This window comes from Agrobacterium rubi TR3 = NBRC 13261, from assembly GCF_000739935.1.
GTDB lineage: Bacteria > Pseudomonadota > Alphaproteobacteria > Rhizobiales > Rhizobiaceae > Agrobacterium > Agrobacterium rubi.
Map to the genome: position 1 here is coordinate 14,034 of NZ_BBJU01000018.1, position 17,310 is coordinate 31,343.

General features: G+C 58.7%; 20 protein-coding genes. 8 read left to right on the forward strand and 12 right to left on the reverse strand.

Going from position 1 to position 17,310, the window contains the following annotated elements:
• The first annotated feature begins 21 nt into the window (after nucleotides 1–21).
• The 3 genes from mgtE to RRU01S_RS15050 all read left to right on the forward strand — a co-directional run bounded on the left by mgtE (nucleotide 22) and on the right by RRU01S_RS15050 (nucleotide 2,100).
• Nucleotides 22–1,395 (forward strand): magnesium transporter, encoded by a 1,374-nt coding sequence (gene mgtE, locus RRU01S_RS15040; protein ID WP_045231114.1) that lies wholly within the window; start codon nucleotides 22–24, stop codon nucleotides 1,393–1,395.
• 97 nt (nucleotides 1,396–1,492) lie between these two features.
• Nucleotides 1,493–1,822: a type II toxin-antitoxin system RelE/ParE family toxin gene (locus RRU01S_RS15045; protein ID WP_209806594.1), complete on the forward strand. Its 330-nt coding sequence runs from the start codon at nucleotides 1,493–1,495 to the stop codon at nucleotides 1,820–1,822.
• Nucleotides 1,819–2,100, forward strand: a complete 282-nt coding sequence (locus RRU01S_RS15050; protein ID WP_045231116.1) for a helix-turn-helix domain-containing protein — start codon at nucleotides 1,819–1,821, stop codon at nucleotides 2,098–2,100. Before RRU01S_RS15045 ends, RRU01S_RS15050 begins: the two co-directional genes overlap by 4 nt.
• A gap of 33 nt (nucleotides 2,101–2,133) precedes the next feature.
• On the opposite strand, the gene RRU01S_RS15055 is transcribed toward RRU01S_RS15050, so the two are convergent.
• The 7 genes from RRU01S_RS15055 to RRU01S_RS15085 form a co-directional block, all read right to left on the reverse strand.
• Complete coding sequence (locus RRU01S_RS15055) at nucleotides 2,134–3,042, reverse strand: homocysteine S-methyltransferase family protein (RefSeq protein WP_045231117.1); 909 nt, start codon at nucleotides 3,040–3,042, stop codon at nucleotides 2,134–2,136.
• Nucleotides 3,043–3,062: 20 nt separating this feature from the next.
• Nucleotides 3,063–3,752, reverse strand: coding sequence for an ABC transporter permease (locus tag RRU01S_RS15060; RefSeq protein WP_045231118.1), 690 nt, complete (start codon nucleotides 3,750–3,752; stop codon nucleotides 3,063–3,065).
• A 9-nt stretch (nucleotides 3,753–3,761) separates the two neighbouring features.
• The gene (locus RRU01S_RS15065; RefSeq protein WP_045231119.1) at nucleotides 3,762–4,484 is read right to left on the reverse strand and encodes an ABC transporter permease; all 723 of its coding nucleotides are present in this window, start codon (nucleotides 4,482–4,484) and stop codon (nucleotides 3,762–3,764) included.
• A 15-nt stretch (nucleotides 4,485–4,499) separates the two neighbouring features.
• Entirely contained in the window at nucleotides 4,500–5,273 is a 774-nt protein-coding gene (locus RRU01S_RS15070) for a transporter substrate-binding domain-containing protein (protein ID WP_045231120.1), read from the reverse strand.
• A 31-nt stretch (nucleotides 5,274–5,304) separates the two neighbouring features.
• Nucleotides 5,305–6,084: an ABC transporter ATP-binding protein gene (locus tag RRU01S_RS15075; protein WP_045231121.1), complete on the reverse strand. Its 780-nt coding sequence runs from the start codon at nucleotides 6,082–6,084 to the stop codon at nucleotides 5,305–5,307.
• 186 nt (nucleotides 6,085–6,270) lie between these two features.
• Nucleotides 6,271–7,107, reverse strand: a complete 837-nt coding sequence (locus RRU01S_RS15080; RefSeq protein WP_045231122.1) for an undecaprenyl-diphosphate phosphatase — start codon at nucleotides 7,105–7,107, stop codon at nucleotides 6,271–6,273.
• A 145-nt stretch (nucleotides 7,108–7,252) separates the two neighbouring features.
• Nucleotides 7,253–7,654 (reverse strand): winged helix-turn-helix transcriptional regulator, encoded by a 402-nt coding sequence (locus RRU01S_RS15085; RefSeq protein WP_045231123.1) that lies wholly within the window; start codon nucleotides 7,652–7,654, stop codon nucleotides 7,253–7,255.
• Between the two features lie 103 nt (nucleotides 7,655–7,757).
• Here RRU01S_RS15085 and RRU01S_RS15090 point away from each other — a divergent pair, with 103 nt between their 5' ends.
• On the forward strand, nucleotides 7,758–8,774 hold the full coding sequence (locus tag RRU01S_RS15090) for a zinc-binding alcohol dehydrogenase family protein (protein ID WP_045231124.1): 1,017 nt from the start codon (nucleotides 7,758–7,760) through the stop codon (nucleotides 8,772–8,774).
• A 210-nt stretch (nucleotides 8,775–8,984) separates the two neighbouring features.
• Here RRU01S_RS15090 and RRU01S_RS15095 read toward each other — a convergent pair whose 3' ends face one another.
• From RRU01S_RS15095 to RRU01S_RS15110, 4 genes are all read right to left on the reverse strand, one after another.
• The gene (locus tag RRU01S_RS15095; RefSeq protein ID WP_045231149.1) at nucleotides 8,985–9,680 is read right to left on the reverse strand and encodes a pentapeptide repeat-containing protein; all 696 of its coding nucleotides are present in this window, start codon (nucleotides 9,678–9,680) and stop codon (nucleotides 8,985–8,987) included.
• A gap of 205 nt (nucleotides 9,681–9,885) precedes the next feature.
• Entirely contained in the window at nucleotides 9,886–10,401 is a 516-nt protein-coding gene (locus tag RRU01S_RS15100) for a GNAT family N-acetyltransferase (protein ID WP_045231125.1), read from the reverse strand.
• A complete protein-coding gene (locus RRU01S_RS15105; RefSeq protein WP_045231126.1) occupies nucleotides 10,398–10,952 on the reverse strand; it encodes a GNAT family N-acetyltransferase in 555 nt (184 codons plus the stop codon). Before RRU01S_RS15105 ends, RRU01S_RS15100 begins: the two co-directional genes overlap by 4 nt.
• 24 nt (nucleotides 10,953–10,976) lie before the next feature.
• Complete coding sequence (locus RRU01S_RS15110; RefSeq protein ID WP_045231150.1) at nucleotides 10,977–12,641, reverse strand: electron transfer flavoprotein-ubiquinone oxidoreductase; 1,665 nt, start codon at nucleotides 12,639–12,641, stop codon at nucleotides 10,977–10,979.
• A 412-nt stretch (nucleotides 12,642–13,053) separates the two neighbouring features.
• On the opposite strand from RRU01S_RS15110, the gene RRU01S_RS15115 reads away from it, so the two are divergent.
• The 4 genes from RRU01S_RS15115 to RRU01S_RS15140 all read left to right on the forward strand — a co-directional run bounded on the left by RRU01S_RS15115 (nucleotide 13,054) and on the right by RRU01S_RS15140 (nucleotide 16,481).
• Complete coding sequence (locus RRU01S_RS15115) at nucleotides 13,054–13,842, forward strand: SDR family oxidoreductase (protein ID WP_045231127.1); 789 nt, start codon at nucleotides 13,054–13,056, stop codon at nucleotides 13,840–13,842.
• Nucleotides 13,843–14,018: 176 nt separating this feature from the next.
• Complete coding sequence (locus RRU01S_RS15120) at nucleotides 14,019–14,972, forward strand: hypothetical protein (protein ID WP_045231128.1); 954 nt, start codon at nucleotides 14,019–14,021, stop codon at nucleotides 14,970–14,972.
• Between the two features lie 156 nt (nucleotides 14,973–15,128).
• Nucleotides 15,129–16,199, forward strand: a complete 1,071-nt coding sequence (locus RRU01S_RS26215) for a hypothetical protein (RefSeq protein ID WP_165572232.1) — start codon at nucleotides 15,129–15,131, stop codon at nucleotides 16,197–16,199.
• A gap of 78 nt (nucleotides 16,200–16,277) precedes the next feature.
• Nucleotides 16,278–16,481 carry a hypothetical protein gene (locus RRU01S_RS15140; protein WP_045231132.1) on the forward strand — a complete coding sequence of 68 codons (204 nt, stop codon included), beginning with the start codon at nucleotides 16,278–16,280 and terminating at the stop codon, nucleotides 16,479–16,481.
• 1 nt (nucleotide 16,482) lies between these two features.
• Here RRU01S_RS15140 and blaOXA read toward each other — a convergent pair whose 3' ends face one another.
• On the reverse strand, nucleotides 16,483–17,298 hold the full coding sequence (gene blaOXA / locus RRU01S_RS15145) for a class D beta-lactamase (RefSeq protein WP_045231151.1): 816 nt from the start codon (nucleotides 17,296–17,298) through the stop codon (nucleotides 16,483–16,485).
• Nucleotides 17,299–17,310: the final 12 nt, after the last annotated feature.

Genomic DNA, 17,310 nt, shown 5'->3' on the forward strand with positions numbered 1-17,310 from the left:
TCGACTGGAAGGTGAGCAATCATGAACTTTCACAACCTCTCTGAAAGAGCCAGCAAGGCTGCCCGCATTCTGCGCAGCGGCAGCATTGGCCCAACCACAATTGCAGAACGCGTCGATCAGCTGAACACGCTCGACGTGCCAGAAGCTGTCGATGCTTTGCTGAAACTGCCCCAGGCAAAAGCCGTTGCCGTTCTAGATCGCCCTGAACTGCATCATGCAGCCGAGATCATCGCCCTGATACCGCTGGAACAGGCTGCCCGCTTCGTCAACCTCATGTCGGATGACCGCGTGGCAGACGTGATGGCCGAAATGGACGACGAGCCACGCGCCAAGCTGTTTTCCCGGCTGGACCGCGCCACGGCCACAGCCATCCAGCACCTGATGACCTATCCGCCCCGCACGGCTGGCTCCATGATGACCACGGAGTTCGTCAGCGTGCCGGACCGCTGGACGGTGGAGCAGACGCTTGCACACATCCGCATCGTCGAGCGTTCCCGCGAAACGGTCTACGCCATCTATGTGCTGGCCGAAGACGGAACCCTGACCAAGGTCGTCACCCTGCGCAGCCTTGTGACGGGCGAACCCACCGCATCCATCCTCACCGTCGCATCCAAGGAAGGCATCACCTACGCCGACCCCATGATGTCGCAGGAGGATGTTGCACGCCTCATCCGCAAGCATGACCTTCTGGCCATTCCTGTCGTGGATGAGCACGTCCACATTCTGGGTATCGTTACGGTGGATGACGTCATCGACACCATGATTGCCGATACGACAGAAGACGCCCACAAATTCGGCGGTATGGAAGCACTCGGCAAGCCCTATATGACGATGGGCTTTACGGACATGATCCGCAAACGCGCCGGCTGGCTGTCTGCCCTCTTCCTTGGTGAAATGCTGACGGCCAGCGCTATGCAGCATTTCGAGGGAGAGCTGGAAAAGGCCGTCGTACTGACGCTGTTCATCCCGCTCATCATGTCCTCGGGCGGCAACTCCGGTTCGCAGGCCACATCGCTCATCATCCGGGCGCTGGCGCTGGGCGAACTGAAGCTCTCCGACTGGTGGAAGGTGCTGCTGCGTGAATTGCCAACAGGCCTGACACTCGGTGCCATCCTCGGCGCCATCGGCTTCCTGCGGCTCACCATCTGGCAGCAGGCTGGGTTCTATGATTACGGCGAACACTGGCTGCTGGTTGGCTTCACCGTCTTCTGCGCGCTCATCGGCATCGTCACCTTCGGCTCGCTCGCAGGCTCCATGCTGCCATTTCTGCTGCAACGCCTGCGCCTCGACCCCGCCAGCGCTTCCGCCCCCTTCGTGGCAACACTGGTGGATGTGAGCGGCCTCGTCATCTACTTCTCGGTGGCGTTGGCGATCTTGAGCGGGACGCTGCTGTAAGGCGGAAAAAAGTGTTCCGGTTGCGTCTTTCGCGCCTCCGGGACACCCTTCATAAACGGCTTGCGAAAAGTATATAATTTTTTGTATAATCCGCGATATGAAGACAATAAGGTTTCGTGGCAGCGCCCTTGGTGACTTACGTGCGTTTCCGGAAACGGCGCGGCGGGAAGCCGGTTATCAACTGGATAAAGTGCAAAACGAGCAGATGCCCACCGATTGGAAGCCGATGGCGACTGTCGGAAAGGGTGTTCAGGAAATACGGATCAGAGATGAAAGCGGCGCGTTTCGCGTGATCTACGTCGCGAAATTCAGCGATGCAATCTACGTCCTGCATTGCTTTCAGAAGAAAACCCAAAAGACCAGCAAGGCAGATATCGACCTGGCAGCAAAACGTTACGGCGATCTGGTGAAGGAGTTAAGCCAATGAGCAGTGAACCGTTTGAAAGCGTCTGGGATGCCATCGAGGACACGACCGGCGAAGCGGAAAATATGAAGCTGCGCTCCACGCTGATGATGGCACTCGAGCGGCAGATCAAGGAAAAGGGCTGGACACAGGCGGAAGCGGCTCGCAAGCTCGGCGTCACGCAACCGCGCGTGTCCGATCTCTTGCGTGGCAAAATCAATCTGTTCGGCCTGGATACGCTGGTCAACATGGTGGCTGCGGCTGGCCTGCATGTTGAAATGCAGGTTCTGGACGCTGCGTGAACGGACGAATGCACACGCAGCGCTACGAGCAGATTACCGCGCCCTAAGCGCACCCGCAACCGTGTGAATATGCGCAGCCCCGATGCCGCAGCAGCCGCCGATCATCGTCGCACCGGCATCGGCCCATTCGCAGGCGAAACGGGAATAGGCGTCGTCGGTCAGATCCGCGCGGGTGCCGTGCAGGCCTTCATTGGCGGCGGAATCGCCCTGTTCGCCCTCAAAAGCGTTGGCATAGACGCCGATATCGATGGCAACGCCCTTGTCCTTAAAGACGGAGGCGGCGGTTTCCACGGCGGATTTCATGACTTCCGGTTTGCTGCAGTTGAACAGCAGCGCGGCAGCGCCTGATCCGGCTGCCCATTCTGCCGCGGCGCGCACGGTTTCGCCGGAGCGAAGCTGCGGTTCGCCGCCATCCACCTGCGCAGCATCGTCATTCAGCGTGAAGGAGACCCAGAAGGGTTTGCCGGTCTCAGAAACGGCCTGACGCACCGCTTCGCCCTCGGCAATCAGGCTCAGCGTTTCGCCCAGCCAGACATCGACATGGGGAGCGAGGTTTTCCACGAGAACCTTGAGGTAATCCTGCACGCGGGCTGCGTCGAAATTCTGTGGCTCATAGGAGCCGAAGATGGGTGGCAGGCCACCGGCGACGGTGACCTTGCGGCCTGATGCATCCGCCGCCTCACGGGCCAGCTTGCCCGAAAGCGCAATCAGCGATGCGCCTTCGCTACGGAAGCGTCCCTCGCCGATGTGAAACGGCACCAGCGCATAGGAATTGGTGGTGACGACATCGGCACCGGCCTCGATAAATTCCGCATGCACCTGGCGCACGATGTCTGGCGCGTCGATCAGCGCCAGGGCAGACCATTCCGGCTGCTTCAGTTGCGCACCCAGACGCTGCAATTCACGGCTCATGCCGCCGTCGAGAATACGGATATCGCCCATGTGGAACTCCCTAGATAATGTTACCGCCGCTGCGGTACCTGCGCTTCGACAAAGCCGAAACAGCGCACGATGATGGCGGTGAGGATGAGATAGAAAATGGTGACGACGAACAGCGGCTCATAGACCAGGAGCGTATCCTGTCGCACTTTGTAGGCCACGGCGTAGAGGTCCATGACGGTGACGGTAAAGGCGAGCGGCGTTGCCTTCAGCTGCATCACCACCTCGCCCGCAATGGTCGGCAGGGCGATGCGGATGGCGCGCGGCAGCCATATGCGGCGGATCAGTGTGAAACGGCTCATGCCGAATGCCCGGCCCGCCTCAAGCTCGCCCTTCGGCACCGCCAGCAGCGCGCCGCGCAGGACTTCGGCCTCATAGGCCGCATAGTTCAGCGTGAAACTGACGGCAGCAAAGAAGAAGCCTTCGCGCAACACCGGCCACATGAAGCTTTGCCGCAAACCGGGGATCATCGGCAGCAGAGAACCGACGCCGTAATAGAGCAGCCAAAGCTGGATGAGCAGCGGCGTGCCGCGAAAGAAGGTGCAATACCCTCGCGCCAGCACTCGCGTCACCCTGCCGCCGCTGACTTGCGCGAAGGCAAGGCCGATGGCCAGGATGAAGCCGAGGACAACGGAGACCACGAGCAGAGCGACCGTCTGATAGGCACCGGATAAAAGCAGCGGCCAGTATTTTTCGAGCCAGGAGAAGTCCATGATCTTCCCCTAACCCAGAGCCGGTTGGCCGCGCCGCACCCGGCGTTCGATCAACGAAAAGACGAGATTGGAGACGAGCGTAATCGCCAGATACAACAGCGCCGCCGCCATGAAGAACAGGAAATACTGCTTGGTGCTGGCCCCGGCCAAACGTGTCGCCAGCGCCAGTTCCTGATAACCGACGACGGCCACCAGCGCGCTGTCCTTGGTCACCGCGAGCCAGAGGTTCGCCAGCCCCGGCAGCGCATTGGGAATGAGTGCGGGCAACACAACACGGCGGAAGCGAAGAAATGGCGACATGCCAAAGGCCCGCGCCGCTTCGATCTGACCACCCGGAATGGCAAGGATTGCGCCGCGCAGAACCTCGGTCATATAGGCGCCCTGCACGAAGCCGAGAACGGCAATGGCCGCGACGAAACCGTTGATTTCCAAGGGCGGCATTCCGGCCCATTGCAGCAGCCGGTTCAGGCCATCGGTGCCTGCATAGTAGAGCCCGACAATCAGAATGAGTTCCGGCACGGCCCGGATCATCGTGGTGTAGAAACTCAGCACCACACCCAGCGCCCTGTTGTCGGAAAGCTTGCCCAACGCACCGGCCATTCCGATGACGATACCTATGAGATAGGCACCGGCAGAAATGGCAAGCGTGGAAACGGCACCGGTCAACAGCGTACCGCCCCATCCCGGAGGATAGGGCGACAGAAGTTGAACCATGGTTTCAATGCTTGCCATCAACTCGACCGAGACTTACTTCGCGCCGTAGATGTCGAAGGTGAAGTATTTCTTGGTGATCTCGTCATATTTGCCGCTGGCACGAACGGCAGCCAGTGCTGTGTTCAGCTTCTGCTTCAGCTCGGTGTCGTCCTTGCGCAGACCGCCTGATACTCCCAGACCCAGGATTTCCTTGTCATCGGCCACATTGCCAGCGTCCGCGCAGCAATCCTTGCCCGCATCGCTCTTCAGGAAGGCATCGAGAACAAGCGAATCACCGAAGACGTAGTCGATACGACCGGCAGCCAAATCCTGAAAGGCTTCGTCCAGCGTCTGGTAGGTCTTCTCGTCGGCCGCATCCTTGAAATACTTGGCATAATAGGCCGACTGGATGGTCGAGACCTGAATGCCAATCGTCTTGCCCTTCACGTCTTCCGCCGTAGCACCTGGCTTGCCGTCCTTGGCACCGATCAGCTTGCTCGGGGTGTTGTAGTATTTATCGGTGAAGGTAATGACCTTCTGGCGCTCTTGCGTATTGGACATGGACGACCAGATGACGTCGAACTTCTTGGCCTCGAGTGCCGGAATAAGCCCATCCCAGGACAGCTCAACGATGGAGCATTTTTCCTTCATTTCCGCGCAGACGGCGTCCATCAGGTCGATTTCCCAGCCCTGCCATTTGCCGGATGCATCCTTGGCGAAGAATGGCGGGTAGGATTCGTTCATGATGCCGAAGCGCACATCGGCGCTGGCGGTGAAGGCAGACAGCGCGAATGCCGATCCGGCAAGCAACGTGGCGAACAGTTTCATGGAAAATCTCTCCGGTTAAAACGATGATAAATCAGTTGGCGATGGCGCCGGTAAAGTCTCGGGTGCGGGTGCTGATCGGGTTTCCGAACACCTGATCCGGCGTCCCCTCCTCTTCCACGCGGCCCTGATGCAGAAACATGACGTGGTTGGACACATCGCGCGCGAAACGCATCTCATGCGTCACAAGCAACATGGTGCGGCCCTCTTCGGCCAGATCGCGGATCACCTTCAGCACCTCGCCCACCAGTTCCGGGTCGAGCGCGGAAGTCGGTTCATCAAACAGCATCACGGCGGGTTCGACGCAGAGCGCACGCGCAATCGCCGCACGCTGCTGCTGGCCGCCGGAGAGGAACGCCGGATAGGCGTCCTTCTTGTCGTAAAGGCCAACCTTGTTGAGCAGCGCTTCCGCCTTCTCGATCGCATCCTGCCGCTTCACGCCCATCACATGCACGGGTGCTTCGACGATGTTTTCCAGCACCGTGCGGTGGGACCAGAGATTGAAGTTCTGAAACACCATGCCAAGCCCGGTGCGCAGGCGTTCCACCTGCCGCCAGCTTTTCGGCACGGCCTTGCCATCACGACCGATCTTGACGGAGACTTCCTCGCCATTGACAGTCACGCGGCCACGGTCGGGCATTTCGAGAAAGTTGACGCAGCGCAGAAACGTGCTTTTGCCGGAGCCGGAGGAGCCGATGATCGAGATCACGTCACCCTTGCGGGCGTTCAGCGAAATGCCTTTGAGAACCTTATGCGTACCAAAGCTCTTGTGGATGTCCTCCACCGCCAAAGCGTAACCGCCTTCAATACTCATCAACGGGTCCCGACTGTCCTTGTTGCGGATGGATACTTATAGAAGCAAACGAAAAATACCGTGCAATAAACGGCTCTATTGCACATCCGCGGTGAAAAATCATTCCACGGGAAAGATTTCAAGGAAAATCGTCAATCGATCCTCGGCCCTAGAGCCGAGGATAGGACATGGCCGCGTCCTCGCTACTTACGCCGCGCTGATCACGCCGGTGGAGAGCAATACCAGAAGCAACACGCCCAGACCCACGCGGTACCAGACGAACGGCATGTAGCTTTTGCTCGATACCAGCTTCAGGAAGCCGACGATGACGGCATATCCGACGATGAAGGAGATCAGCGTGGCCAGTGCTGTGGGACCCCAGCCCACCGGGTTAACTTGGCCGATGCTCTTGTAGAGCTGGTAGAAGCCGGAACCGAACACGGCGGGGACGGCGAGAAGAAAGGAATAGCGTGCTGCCGCTTCGCGTGTATAGCCGAGCAGCAGGCCCGCCGTAATCGTGCCGCCGGAGCGGGACACGCCGGGGATCAGCGCCATGGCCTGTGCGAAACCGAACAGAATGCCATCGCGCCAGATGAGCTTGTTCAGCGGGTATTTCTTCTTGCCGATCTTATCCGCATAACCAAGGATGATGCCGAAGACGATCAGCATGACGGCGGTGATGTAGAGATTGCGCAGCGAGGTTTCGATCGCATCCTTGAACAGCAGGCCCAAGAGCACGATCGGAACTGAGCCGATGATGATGAGCCAGCCCATGCGGGCATCCGCAGCATCGTAGCTGCCGCCAAGGCGCAGGTTCTGGCGAAGCCACGCCATGGCAATGCGCATGATGTCGGACCAGAAATAGACCAGAACCGCCAGTTCGGTACCGATCTGAATAATGGCGGTAAAGGCAGCGCCCGGGTCTTCACCCGTTCCCAGAAACTCCCCGGCGATCCGCAGATGCGCGCTGGAAGAAATCGGCAAAAATTCCGTAAGACCTTGAATAAAACCGAGAATCGCGGCCTCGATCCAACCAATACCCATGCTTGTCGTCCCTGACTGAGAATCACTGCCGCGACGCTATGAAGCAATCCGGGCAGATCAATGTTGCGGTGCAAAATTTATTTCTGCGCAAAAAAGTCCTGAAATCCGTAAAGCTGCCAATCGATGCGCGCAATAGGCCGCCTTGTTATTCGGCGGCCGCCAGCGGCTCGATGATATCAGTGGGAGATGTCACACGCTTTTCGCCATCCTTGCAGACCACGTACGCATCACCCCAAGCTTTCAGGGCTGAGATCACCGGTTGCAGGGTGAGGCCAAGCGGCGTCAGCGTATAATCCACGCGCGGCGGCACCACGGCAAAGACCTTGCGGGAAATCAGCCCGGCCTCTTCCAGCTCGCGCAACTGCTTGGTCAGCATGCGCTGCGTGATGCTTGGAATATGGCGGCGCAACGCGTTGAAGCGCAACGTGCCCTCATTCATAAGGCGGTACAGGATCACGCCTTTCCATTTTCCATCCAGAAAACTCAGCGTTGACTCCACCGGACAGCCGGGAAAATTTCCGATCAATTTGGCGCGGGGTCGGGACATCACAGTATCCTTTTTGTACGTATATACAAAAAATGTGCATTCTTGCAGGTCTCGCCCATATCTATCAAATAGAGGCGACAGCAACAAGCAAAGGAGAAACGCCATGCGTGCTATTGGTTACAAACAGGCAAAACCCGTGACGGACGCAGACGCGCTGATCGACTTCGATTTGCCCGTGCCAGAGGCCAAGGGGCGCAATCTTCTGGTCGAGGTCAAAGCCGTCTCCGTCAATCCTGTCGACACGAAGGTGCGCCGCAACCAGCCGCCGGAAAATGGTGGGACGCGTGTTCTGGGCTTCGATGCTTCGGGCATCGTCAAAGCGGTCGGCGAAGGTGCCACCCTGTTCAAGCCGGGTGACGAGGTGTTTTACGCCGGTGCCATCAACCGCCCCGGTTCCAACAGCGAATTTCATCTGGTCGATGAACGCATCGTCGGCACCAAACCCAAAAGCCTCAGCTTCGAGGAGGCCGCTGCCCTGCCGCTTACCGCGATTACCGCTTATGAGGCGCTGTTTGATCGGCTGAAGGTGAAAGACCCTGTGCCCGGCTCGGCCAACGCCATCGTCATCATCGGTGGTGCAGGCGGCGTCGGCTCCATCGCCATCCAGTTGGCACGCCAACTGACCGACCTCACCGTCATCGCCACGGCCTCACGCCCGGAAACCAAGGAATGGGCCAAATCACTCGGCGCACATCACGTCATCGATCACAGCCAGCCGCTTGCCCCACAGGTCGAAGCGCTCGGCCTCGGCGCACCTGCTTTCGTCTTTTCCACCACGCAAAGCGATCTCCACGCCGCCGACAGCATCGCCCTCATCGCGCCGCAGGGACGGTTCGCGCTGATCGATGATCCCGCCAATGGCTTCGATGCCATGCCCTTCAAGCGCAAAGCCATCTCCATCCACTGGGAGATGATGTTCACCCGCCCGGTCTTCGAAACAGTCGATATTCTCGAGCAGCACAAGCTGCTGAACCACGTGGCCGAACTGGTAGATGCGGGCAAGATCAAGACAACGATGACCGAGGTTTTCGGCACCATCAACGCCGCCAACCTCATCAAGGCGCATGCGTTAATCGAGAGTGGGACTGCAAAGGGCAAGATTGTGCTTTCGGGGTTTTGAACCTCACAGGGTGCCGCACAACCCCTCACCTGAAAAATCTATGACTTAGCTTCCAGCTCAGATCATGATTTTTCTTCCTCTCCCACAGGGGGAGAGGTAATCCGCAGCGGCGCGGCCATTTTATCTCTCCCCTTGTGGGAGAGAAAGCGATTTCAACACCTTAAGCTTGCTTAAGTGTTAGAAATCGCAAGTGAGGAGTTGCGCTCCACCTCAATCCTCGTCCGGATCCTCCGGGCAAGGCCATTCCGTCGGCGTCGTCAGCCCTTGCGGCAATTTGGTCTTGGCATCACCGCAGGCGATGTCGATCTGCTTCTGGTCGATACCCGTGGCCGTGGAGAGGTCCAACCCTTCGATGCGGGTCAGCAGCAGAAACGCGTTTTCGAAATCGATCGGCCCGGTGAAAGTCGCGCCTTCGAAGCGGGCGCGCGACAGGTTGGCCATGGTGAATTTCGTGCCGGTCAGCATAGCACCTTCGAAATCCGCCCGGCCAAGTTCAGCCTTGGTGAAATTCGTGTTGACCAGCTTGGCGTTCTGGAAATTGGCGCGCTGCATTTCGGCATTGTCGAAGCGAGCATTTTCGGCGTTGGCATCGCTGAAATCGCTGCGGTAAGCCTCGACCTTTGTCATGTTGCTATCCTGCAATTGCGAGGATGCAAGCGACGAGCGGATGAGCTTTGCTTTTTCCATATTGGCCTTGTTGAAGGACGAGCCGCGCAGGTCGGTATAGGTGAAATCCGTCCCCCGCAGGTCGGCGCCATCCAGAACACTGCCGCCCAGCATCAGCAGGCGCTTGTTGCACTCGCGCCAATCGACCTCGGCACTGGCTTCGGCGCGGCAGCTTGCTGCCTGGCTGTGCGCGGCGGGCATCATCACGCCGGCAAACACCGTCAAAGCCAAGCTGCACATAAGGCGCGGCCTGCGCAGCGAAAGAGGTCCATCTGCCAGTATCTTCATCATCTGCTCCCACACCGACCTTGCAACCGTATCCATCGACACGGGTCGGCATCCTCCCATACAGGTATGACATCATCGTTCATCCTGCAAATACCAAACTTGAAGCCCATGCTCTTGGTCAAGATCAACACCGCACTTTTTCTTGGAAAGAACGGTATCAGACCTTGTGCCTCTGGCTCGATATCAAAGCCCAGCGTTCATGATCGCACCACACGCCGCCGATTTGAAGGTAGGATGGAGAGTAACCCTCTTTTGTAAAGCCGATACGGCGCACGAGATTGATGGAGGCCTTATTTTCGGGCTGAATATTGGCCTCGAGTCGATGCAGGCCAAGCTCATCGAAGGCGTGATGGGTCACCTGCCGCAGCGCCTCGGACATCAGCCCGCGACGGGCAAAATCCACCATGCCGTAATAACCGAGATAGGTGCTGCGAAACACACCCCAGACGATCTGCGTCAGGTTGAACACACCGACGATGCCGCGGCTATCACCATCGCGCGCAACGAACGCCGCACTCGGGCCGGTCAGCAACTGCCCGAACCAGGCATCGAAGCCACTCATATCAGTAAAAGGCTGGACCCACGGCGCGTGATAGTCGCGGCTGCGGATATTCGCCTCAATGATATCCTGCGCGTCCGAGCGCTTGACGGGGTGGATCGAAACTTCGGTCATGGCAAATCATGCAGTCCTGTTTCAGTTGGTGCAGCGCTGCTGCGCAGGTCCAGAAGCATTGCCACGCGACGGGCGGGATCGAGGCCATCGGCGATCTGGCGGTCCAGCCGCTCCTGCACGAAGGGCGGTGTCTCCCATGGCTCCAGAATGCGAAACCCGAGCTTCGTATAGAACGGCGCATTGAAGGGTGCAAAACGATCGGTGGTCAGCACCGCATATTTCTGTCCGGCCTCACGCCCCTTGTCGAGCAAGGCAAGCATCAATGCGCGACCGATGCCTCTGCCCTGCGCGGAACGCTCGACATCGATCTCGATGACATAGAGATAGCTGCCGACAGGCCGCCCTGCAGCAAAGCCTGCAACGTGCCCGGTTTCACTCGTCTGCGCGACCAGCAAAAAGCCCTGATCGAGACTTTGGCGAAGAATGATGTCGGCAGATGCGTAAGGCTGCGATGTCACACCACAGGCTTTTGCCCACACCACGAAGGCATCGAGTTCGATTTCCGTCAGCCGCGCAAGCTCATCGACCCGCGCGGCACGTATCATGACCATGGAATTTTCCTTGCGGAAACGGCATCACATATTGGCGTAAACCGGCCCCTCGCCGCCCTGCGGCGGCACCCAGTTGATGTTCTGGTTGGGGTCCTTGATGTCGCAGGTTTTGCAGTGGACGCAGTTTTGCGCGTTGATGACATAAGTGGGCTCGCCGTCCTTCTCCACCCACTCATAGACCCCGGCGGGACAGTAGCGTGTCGAAGGACCGGCGTAGACATCGTGTTCGGATCGCTTCTGCAGGTCCATATCCTTCACCTGCAGGTGCACCGGCTGGTCTTCCTCGTGGTTGGTGGAGGATATGAATACGGAAGACAAACGGTCGAAGGTCAGGACACCGTCTGCCTTTGGATAGGCGATTGGCTTGTGGAACTTGGCTGGCTCCAGGCTTTGCGCGTCTGTCTTGCCGTGTTTCAATGTGCCGAACAGCGAAAGGCCGAGCAACTGGTTGGTCCACATATCCAGCCCGCCCAGCGCCACGCCGATGGCTGTGCCGAATTTCGACCACAGCGGCTTGACGTTGCGCACGCGTTTCAGATCCTTGCCGATGTCGCTGCCGCGCCATTCGTTTTCGATCTCGATGACTTCATCATTGGCACGGCCCGCGGCGATAGCATCTGCCAGCCTGTCCGCCGCCATCATGCCTGACAGCACGGCATTGTGGCTGCCCTTGATGCGCGGCACGTTGACGAAACCGGCGGAACAGCCGATCAGAGCGCCGCCGGGGAAGGTCAGCTTCGGCACCGACTGATAGCCGCCCTCGGTAATCGCACGCGCGCCATAGGACAGGCGCTTGCCGCCTTCGAATGTCGGGGCAATCGCCGGATGCGTCTTGTAACGCTGGAATTCCTCGAAGGGGTAGAGGTAAGGGTTTTTGTAGTTCAGGTGAACCACGAAGCCGACGGCAACGAGATTGTCCTCCAGATGATAAAGGAACGAGCCGCCCCCCGTCTTCATGCCCAGCGGCCAACCGAAGGAGTGCTGCACGAGCCCCGGCCTGTGGTTCTCCGGCTTGACCTGCCACAGTTCTTTGATGCCGATGCCGAACTTCTGGACGTCGCTATCCTTGGAGAGCTCGAATTTCGCAATCAGCTGCTTGGCCAGCGAACCACGCACGCCCTCGCCGATCAGCACATATTTGCCATGCAGTTCCATACCGCGCGTAAAGGCCGGGCCGGGTTCGCCGTTACGCTCCACGCCCATATCGCCGGTAGCAACGCCGATTACGGCGCCAGCGTCATTGTAAAGCACTTCGGTCGCCGCAAAGCCGGGATAGATTTCAACGCCCAGCGCTTCCGCTTTTTCCGCCAGCCAGCGACAGACCAGACCAAGCGAGACGATGTAATTGCCGTGGTTGTTCATCAGCGGCGGCATGGCGAAGTTGGGGAGACGGATGGAGCCAGCGGGGCCCAGCAGCAGGAACTGGTCGTCCTTGACTTCCGTCTTGAAGGGATGTCCCTCCTCTTCGCGCCAGCCGGGCAGCAGACGGTCGATACCGATGGGATCGACCACCGCGCCGGAGACGATATGCGCGCCGACTTCCGCGCCCTTTTCCAGCACGACGACGGAAAGTTCAGGATTGACCTGCTTCAGCCGTATCGCCGCCGAAAGACCCGCAGGTCCCGCACCAACGATGACAACGTCGAATTCCATCGATTCGCGTTCCGGCATTTCCATCGCGTCCGTCATATCCATCCTCTCAGCTCACCGGTCCCATCCGGCGTTGTTTTTCTAACGTGCCAACCACCGCAGGGTTCACAACCCCAGCTACACCCGCCTGCTTTTCAGGCACTGTCTCAATTCTTCTTCGCAAAGCACAAAGCCGTTGTCGAGGTTGAAACGCGGCAAATCCTGTTCAGGCTTATTACATTATCGAGCGCGACGGTAATATCTTACTCTTACGTTCACGTAAATTAACGGGATTTGTGAAGTGGTCAAGATGGCGGGCGGAAAGCTTTCTGCAAGATGAATGTTGAGTAAGGTTCGCACCGCTTTGCTAACGGTCGTTCTCTTCGCACTCGTCGAAATAAATCCGCGCGCACCTTCAAAACCAGGACCACCGCCCCTATAACCGCAAGCAGCATCTTTCAGGAGGATACCCATGGATTTCGGCATTTCCGGCAAACGCGCGCTCGTACTGGCATCGTCTCGTGGCCTTGGTCTTGGCATTGCAACGGCACTGGCGAAGGAAGGCGCGCATGTGCTTCTGGTCGGGCGCACCAGCGAAAAGCTGGCGGCAAACGTCGATGCCATCAATGCGCTGGGCAAGGGCAAGGCCGACTGGGTGCAGGGCGATCTTTCGCAGGAGAATTTCGTGGCCTCCATGGTCGAAGCCGTTCAGACCAAGCTTGGCGGCATCGACATTCTCGTCAACAACACCGGCGGCCCGACGCCCGGCACGGCGCAGGACATTACCGTCGACAAGCTTGAAACTTTCTTCCAATCCATGGTGCTGCGCGTCATTGCGCTGACCGGCGCATTCCTGCCGCAGATGAAGGAGCAAGGCTGGGGCCGCATCCTGACAGTCGCCTCATCCGGCGTGTTCGAGCCAATCCCAAACCTTGCGCTTTCCAACACTTTGCGCGGCGCGCTGGTGGGCTGGAACAAGACGCTGGCCACGGAAATTGCGGGTTCCGGCATCACCGCCAACATGCTGCTTCCGGGACGCATCCACACCGACCGTATCGATGAACTCGACGGCGCCAATGCCAAGCGGCTGGGCAGAACCGTCGAGGAGGTGCGCGAAGCATCGCTGAAAACCATTCCCGCTGGACGCTTGGGTGCAGTCGAGGAATTTGCCGCCGCCGGTGCCTTCCTTTGCTCTCAGCCTGCAAGCTACATCACCGGCACCATGCTGCGGGTGGATGGCGGCGCGGCGAAGTCCCTCTGATCTTGATCACAATCGAAAGTCCGCCCGGCCGATGCCGGGCGCGCTGCCGTTACTGTATTCGAATGCGGCAAATAGTGGCGTAACTTGGCTCCGCAACGTCCACACAAGCTTAAACACATATCTCCCACGTATATGGTGCCAGCAATGCTTTGGCTCCAATATTCACGAGGGGATCCATGCATACAATTATTTTGGCGAGATACAGCGAAGCTCTTGAATGGATCGTTGATATCCCCGTGGATTTTCGCGTTATCATTTACAACAAGGGTCAAGAGATCACCTCGCCAACGGTGCTGGCACGCGCGGACGAAATCGTGGCGCGACCGAATGTCGGGCGTGAGTCCGAGACATATCTTCACCATATGCGCACCCGTGCGACGGATGATCGCTTTTTTACCGTGTTTTCGCAGGGAGACCCGATCACCCATAGCCCCGATTTCATCGACCTTTTGAGAAACTGGCGCAGATGGGACGATGTTCAGGCGCTGTCGTGGCAATGGCTTGCAGACCGCAACATTCCGCCCGCGGATAATCTGGCGCGATATCGCGAATATTTCCCGCTACATCTTCGCGTTCGGCCTGAAACATTTTCCCTGTTCGACTGGGTCGCGCTCGAATTCACCGATGTCGGCGCGTGGAACATGGGCCTCGTCTACAAGACACTGGCGGGCATTTCCCCCAACACCGGCAATATAGCAGCGCATGCGCTTCGACAATGGAAGCTGGACGCCCTTGCGGAAGAGGCCGAACGTCACACCGTCGGCGTGTTTTCCTATGGCGCGATCTTTGCCGTGCGCAATGACTATGTGGCCAGACTATCCGCGGAATCCAGGGATGCCATGTACGAATTTTCGGTCGGTGCTGCCGCCGCCAACGGCTATATTCTGGAGCGCATGTGGCTGCACATTTTCGGAACCGGCTTTTATCGCCGTATGCCCTTCATGGACCAACATGCCAGCGCGCTGAACCTGCCAGGCGCAGATGACGAAACCCGCATTCGGATTTCCCATCTCGTTTTGAATCTCGTCGATCACGGCATGTCGATGAGCGAGGTTGGCAACTTCGTGCAGGACGCCATGCGCGAGCGTTTGACGGCATTGAAGGCAGGCGGCGACCAGCCTGCCAGCTGACGTGTTATGGCGCTCACAAAAGTAAATAATTATTGACCATCATCCACTCTTTAAGGGGATGCCCCAGCATTTGATTAAAATTGGATGACGCCAATACACTGAAATTTTGGGGGCTGTGTCTTAGCTGGTTGGCCAATATCAACTTTGGCACGCCCCATGTTAGAAGCACTCTTCCCACCGAAATCGACACCGGCCACAAGCAGCCCCAGCGGGCAATCGTCCAGCACGCAGCCAGCCAGCAGTTCGTCGGGCACGACAACGAGCAGCGGCTCCTCGTCCTCAACTCCGGCAAGCCAGAGTTCGACAGCGCCTGCAAGCTCCACCCAGCCTGCGGCAAGCACACCTGCCCCTGTTGCGGAAGACGATACCGATACCGACGACGGCACCTATTCGCCGTCTCCCTCGCAGCCAACGGCCAGCGATACGCAACCCGCCGAAAGCCAGCCGACAACGGGCGAAACCACGTCTTCGCCCGCCCCGGCCGCGTCGCCAGTGGAATCCTCAAGCGATGAACAAGAGCAACCCATAGCATCGGCACCCACCACTGGCGAAGAGTCGCCAGTCTCGTCCACACCAGCAGATGACAGCGCACCGGCACCTTCAGCAGAGACGGAGACCGAGGCCACACCTGCACCGACAGACTCATCGGATAATCCGCCCGTGGCATCTGAACCACCTGCCGAAAACACAGCGCCTGAAGAGACGGACATATCGGAACAGCCGCAACCCAGCGATCCGCAGCCTGTTGCCGATGAACCGACAGCAGACAACGACAATGCTGCTGAAACCGGCGAATCCACGCCGGTTGAGCAAGGCGACACCAACACCGCCGCGCCCGCACAAGGCAACAACGGCTCTGCGCCGCCGTCTGCCGCCGCGCCGTCCAATACCCAGCCTGCCCCATCCGGCGCGACGCCGGTTGTATCTGCGCCGGTCATAGTGCGGCAGCCTGCATCACCTGATGTTTCAGTTCACGCTGAAAAACACTTTAAATTCGACGCTGTGGAAGCCAGATCATCCTTGCGTCGCCTTGCCGATGAGGAAGAGGCCGCCGCAGAAATTGCCCGCAGCCGTGCGGCCGAGGTGCAGAAAGACCGCATCCTGCGCGGGCTTCTCGATGCCATCGCCAACACCGATCCTGCGGTCGTCAAGAACACGTTGCTCAATGAGACCGACGCGGAAGAGCCAAAGGCAAGCCTTGTCGAGACCTATTACGCGCAAGCCTGATTTTGGCCGCTGAAGCGCATGGTCATTCAAACCTCTTCGGAGTAAGCTCCGGGGAGGTTTTTTCTGTCGAGGCGCATCATGCACATACTTCGGATTTCTTTGACCATACTCGGCGCATTGGTGGCCCTGATCGGCCTGATCTGGATTGGGCAGGGTAGCGGTTACTTCCCCTACCCCGCCTCCAGCTTCATGATCAACCAAAGCCCCTGGATGCTGCGCGGCGCATTGGTGCTCGTTGCGGGCCTCGTGGTGATCTGGGCCTCGCGACGCTTCATCCGCTAGGTCATTTCACCAGCTTCGGCAGGTCGGCAATCAGCGCATCACGCGTGGCGAAGCTGATCGGCTCCTCGCTTTTCCAGTCCTTGACGTTGAGCGTGGCAAACACGACCTGCCGGTCGCCCTTCTGCGCCCAGCCGACGAACCAGCCCAGCCAGTCATCGCCATCGAACTTGCCAGCCTTGGTGCGCATGCGGCCAGAACCGGTCTTGCCATGCACCTGCCAGCCATCGGCTGCGGCAAATGTGGGGATGATGGCCTTGGTCTTGTTCATTGCCTCAGCGGAAACCGGCAGTTTGCCCGTCACGAACCGGCGAACGAAGTCCACCTGCTGGTCGCCGGTAATCTTCAGCGATGACATCAGCCATGCTTCCGTCAGCCCGTCCGTTCGGCCTTTGACGCCCTTCACATCCGCATTGCCGTAATCGAAACGACGGACATAATCGGCAAACTTCTGCTCGCCCAGACGCCGCGTGATTTCCTGCGAGTACCAGACGATGGAATCGCGCTCCCAAATGGTCGGGTCGGTCGCTTGCTGCTCGCGCTTGGGTCGTTTCCATTCCGTCTTGTAGTCCCAGCGAGGGTTTGTCTCGTCCTTCAAAATCCCCGCATCATACCCCATAATCGCCAGCGGCAGTTTGAAGGAGGATTGCGGAGCGAAAGCCTTGTCGCAGGCACCTTCACGATGCAGGGCTTTGCCGCTGGTTGCGTCCAGGATAACCGTGCACTGCACCGGCTCTGCTGCCCGTGCTGGCAGAACGTGGAGATAAGATGCTGAAACAACTGCACAAAATGCTGCTGCCAAACCCGTTTTGAAGGCCATACGCCACTCTTC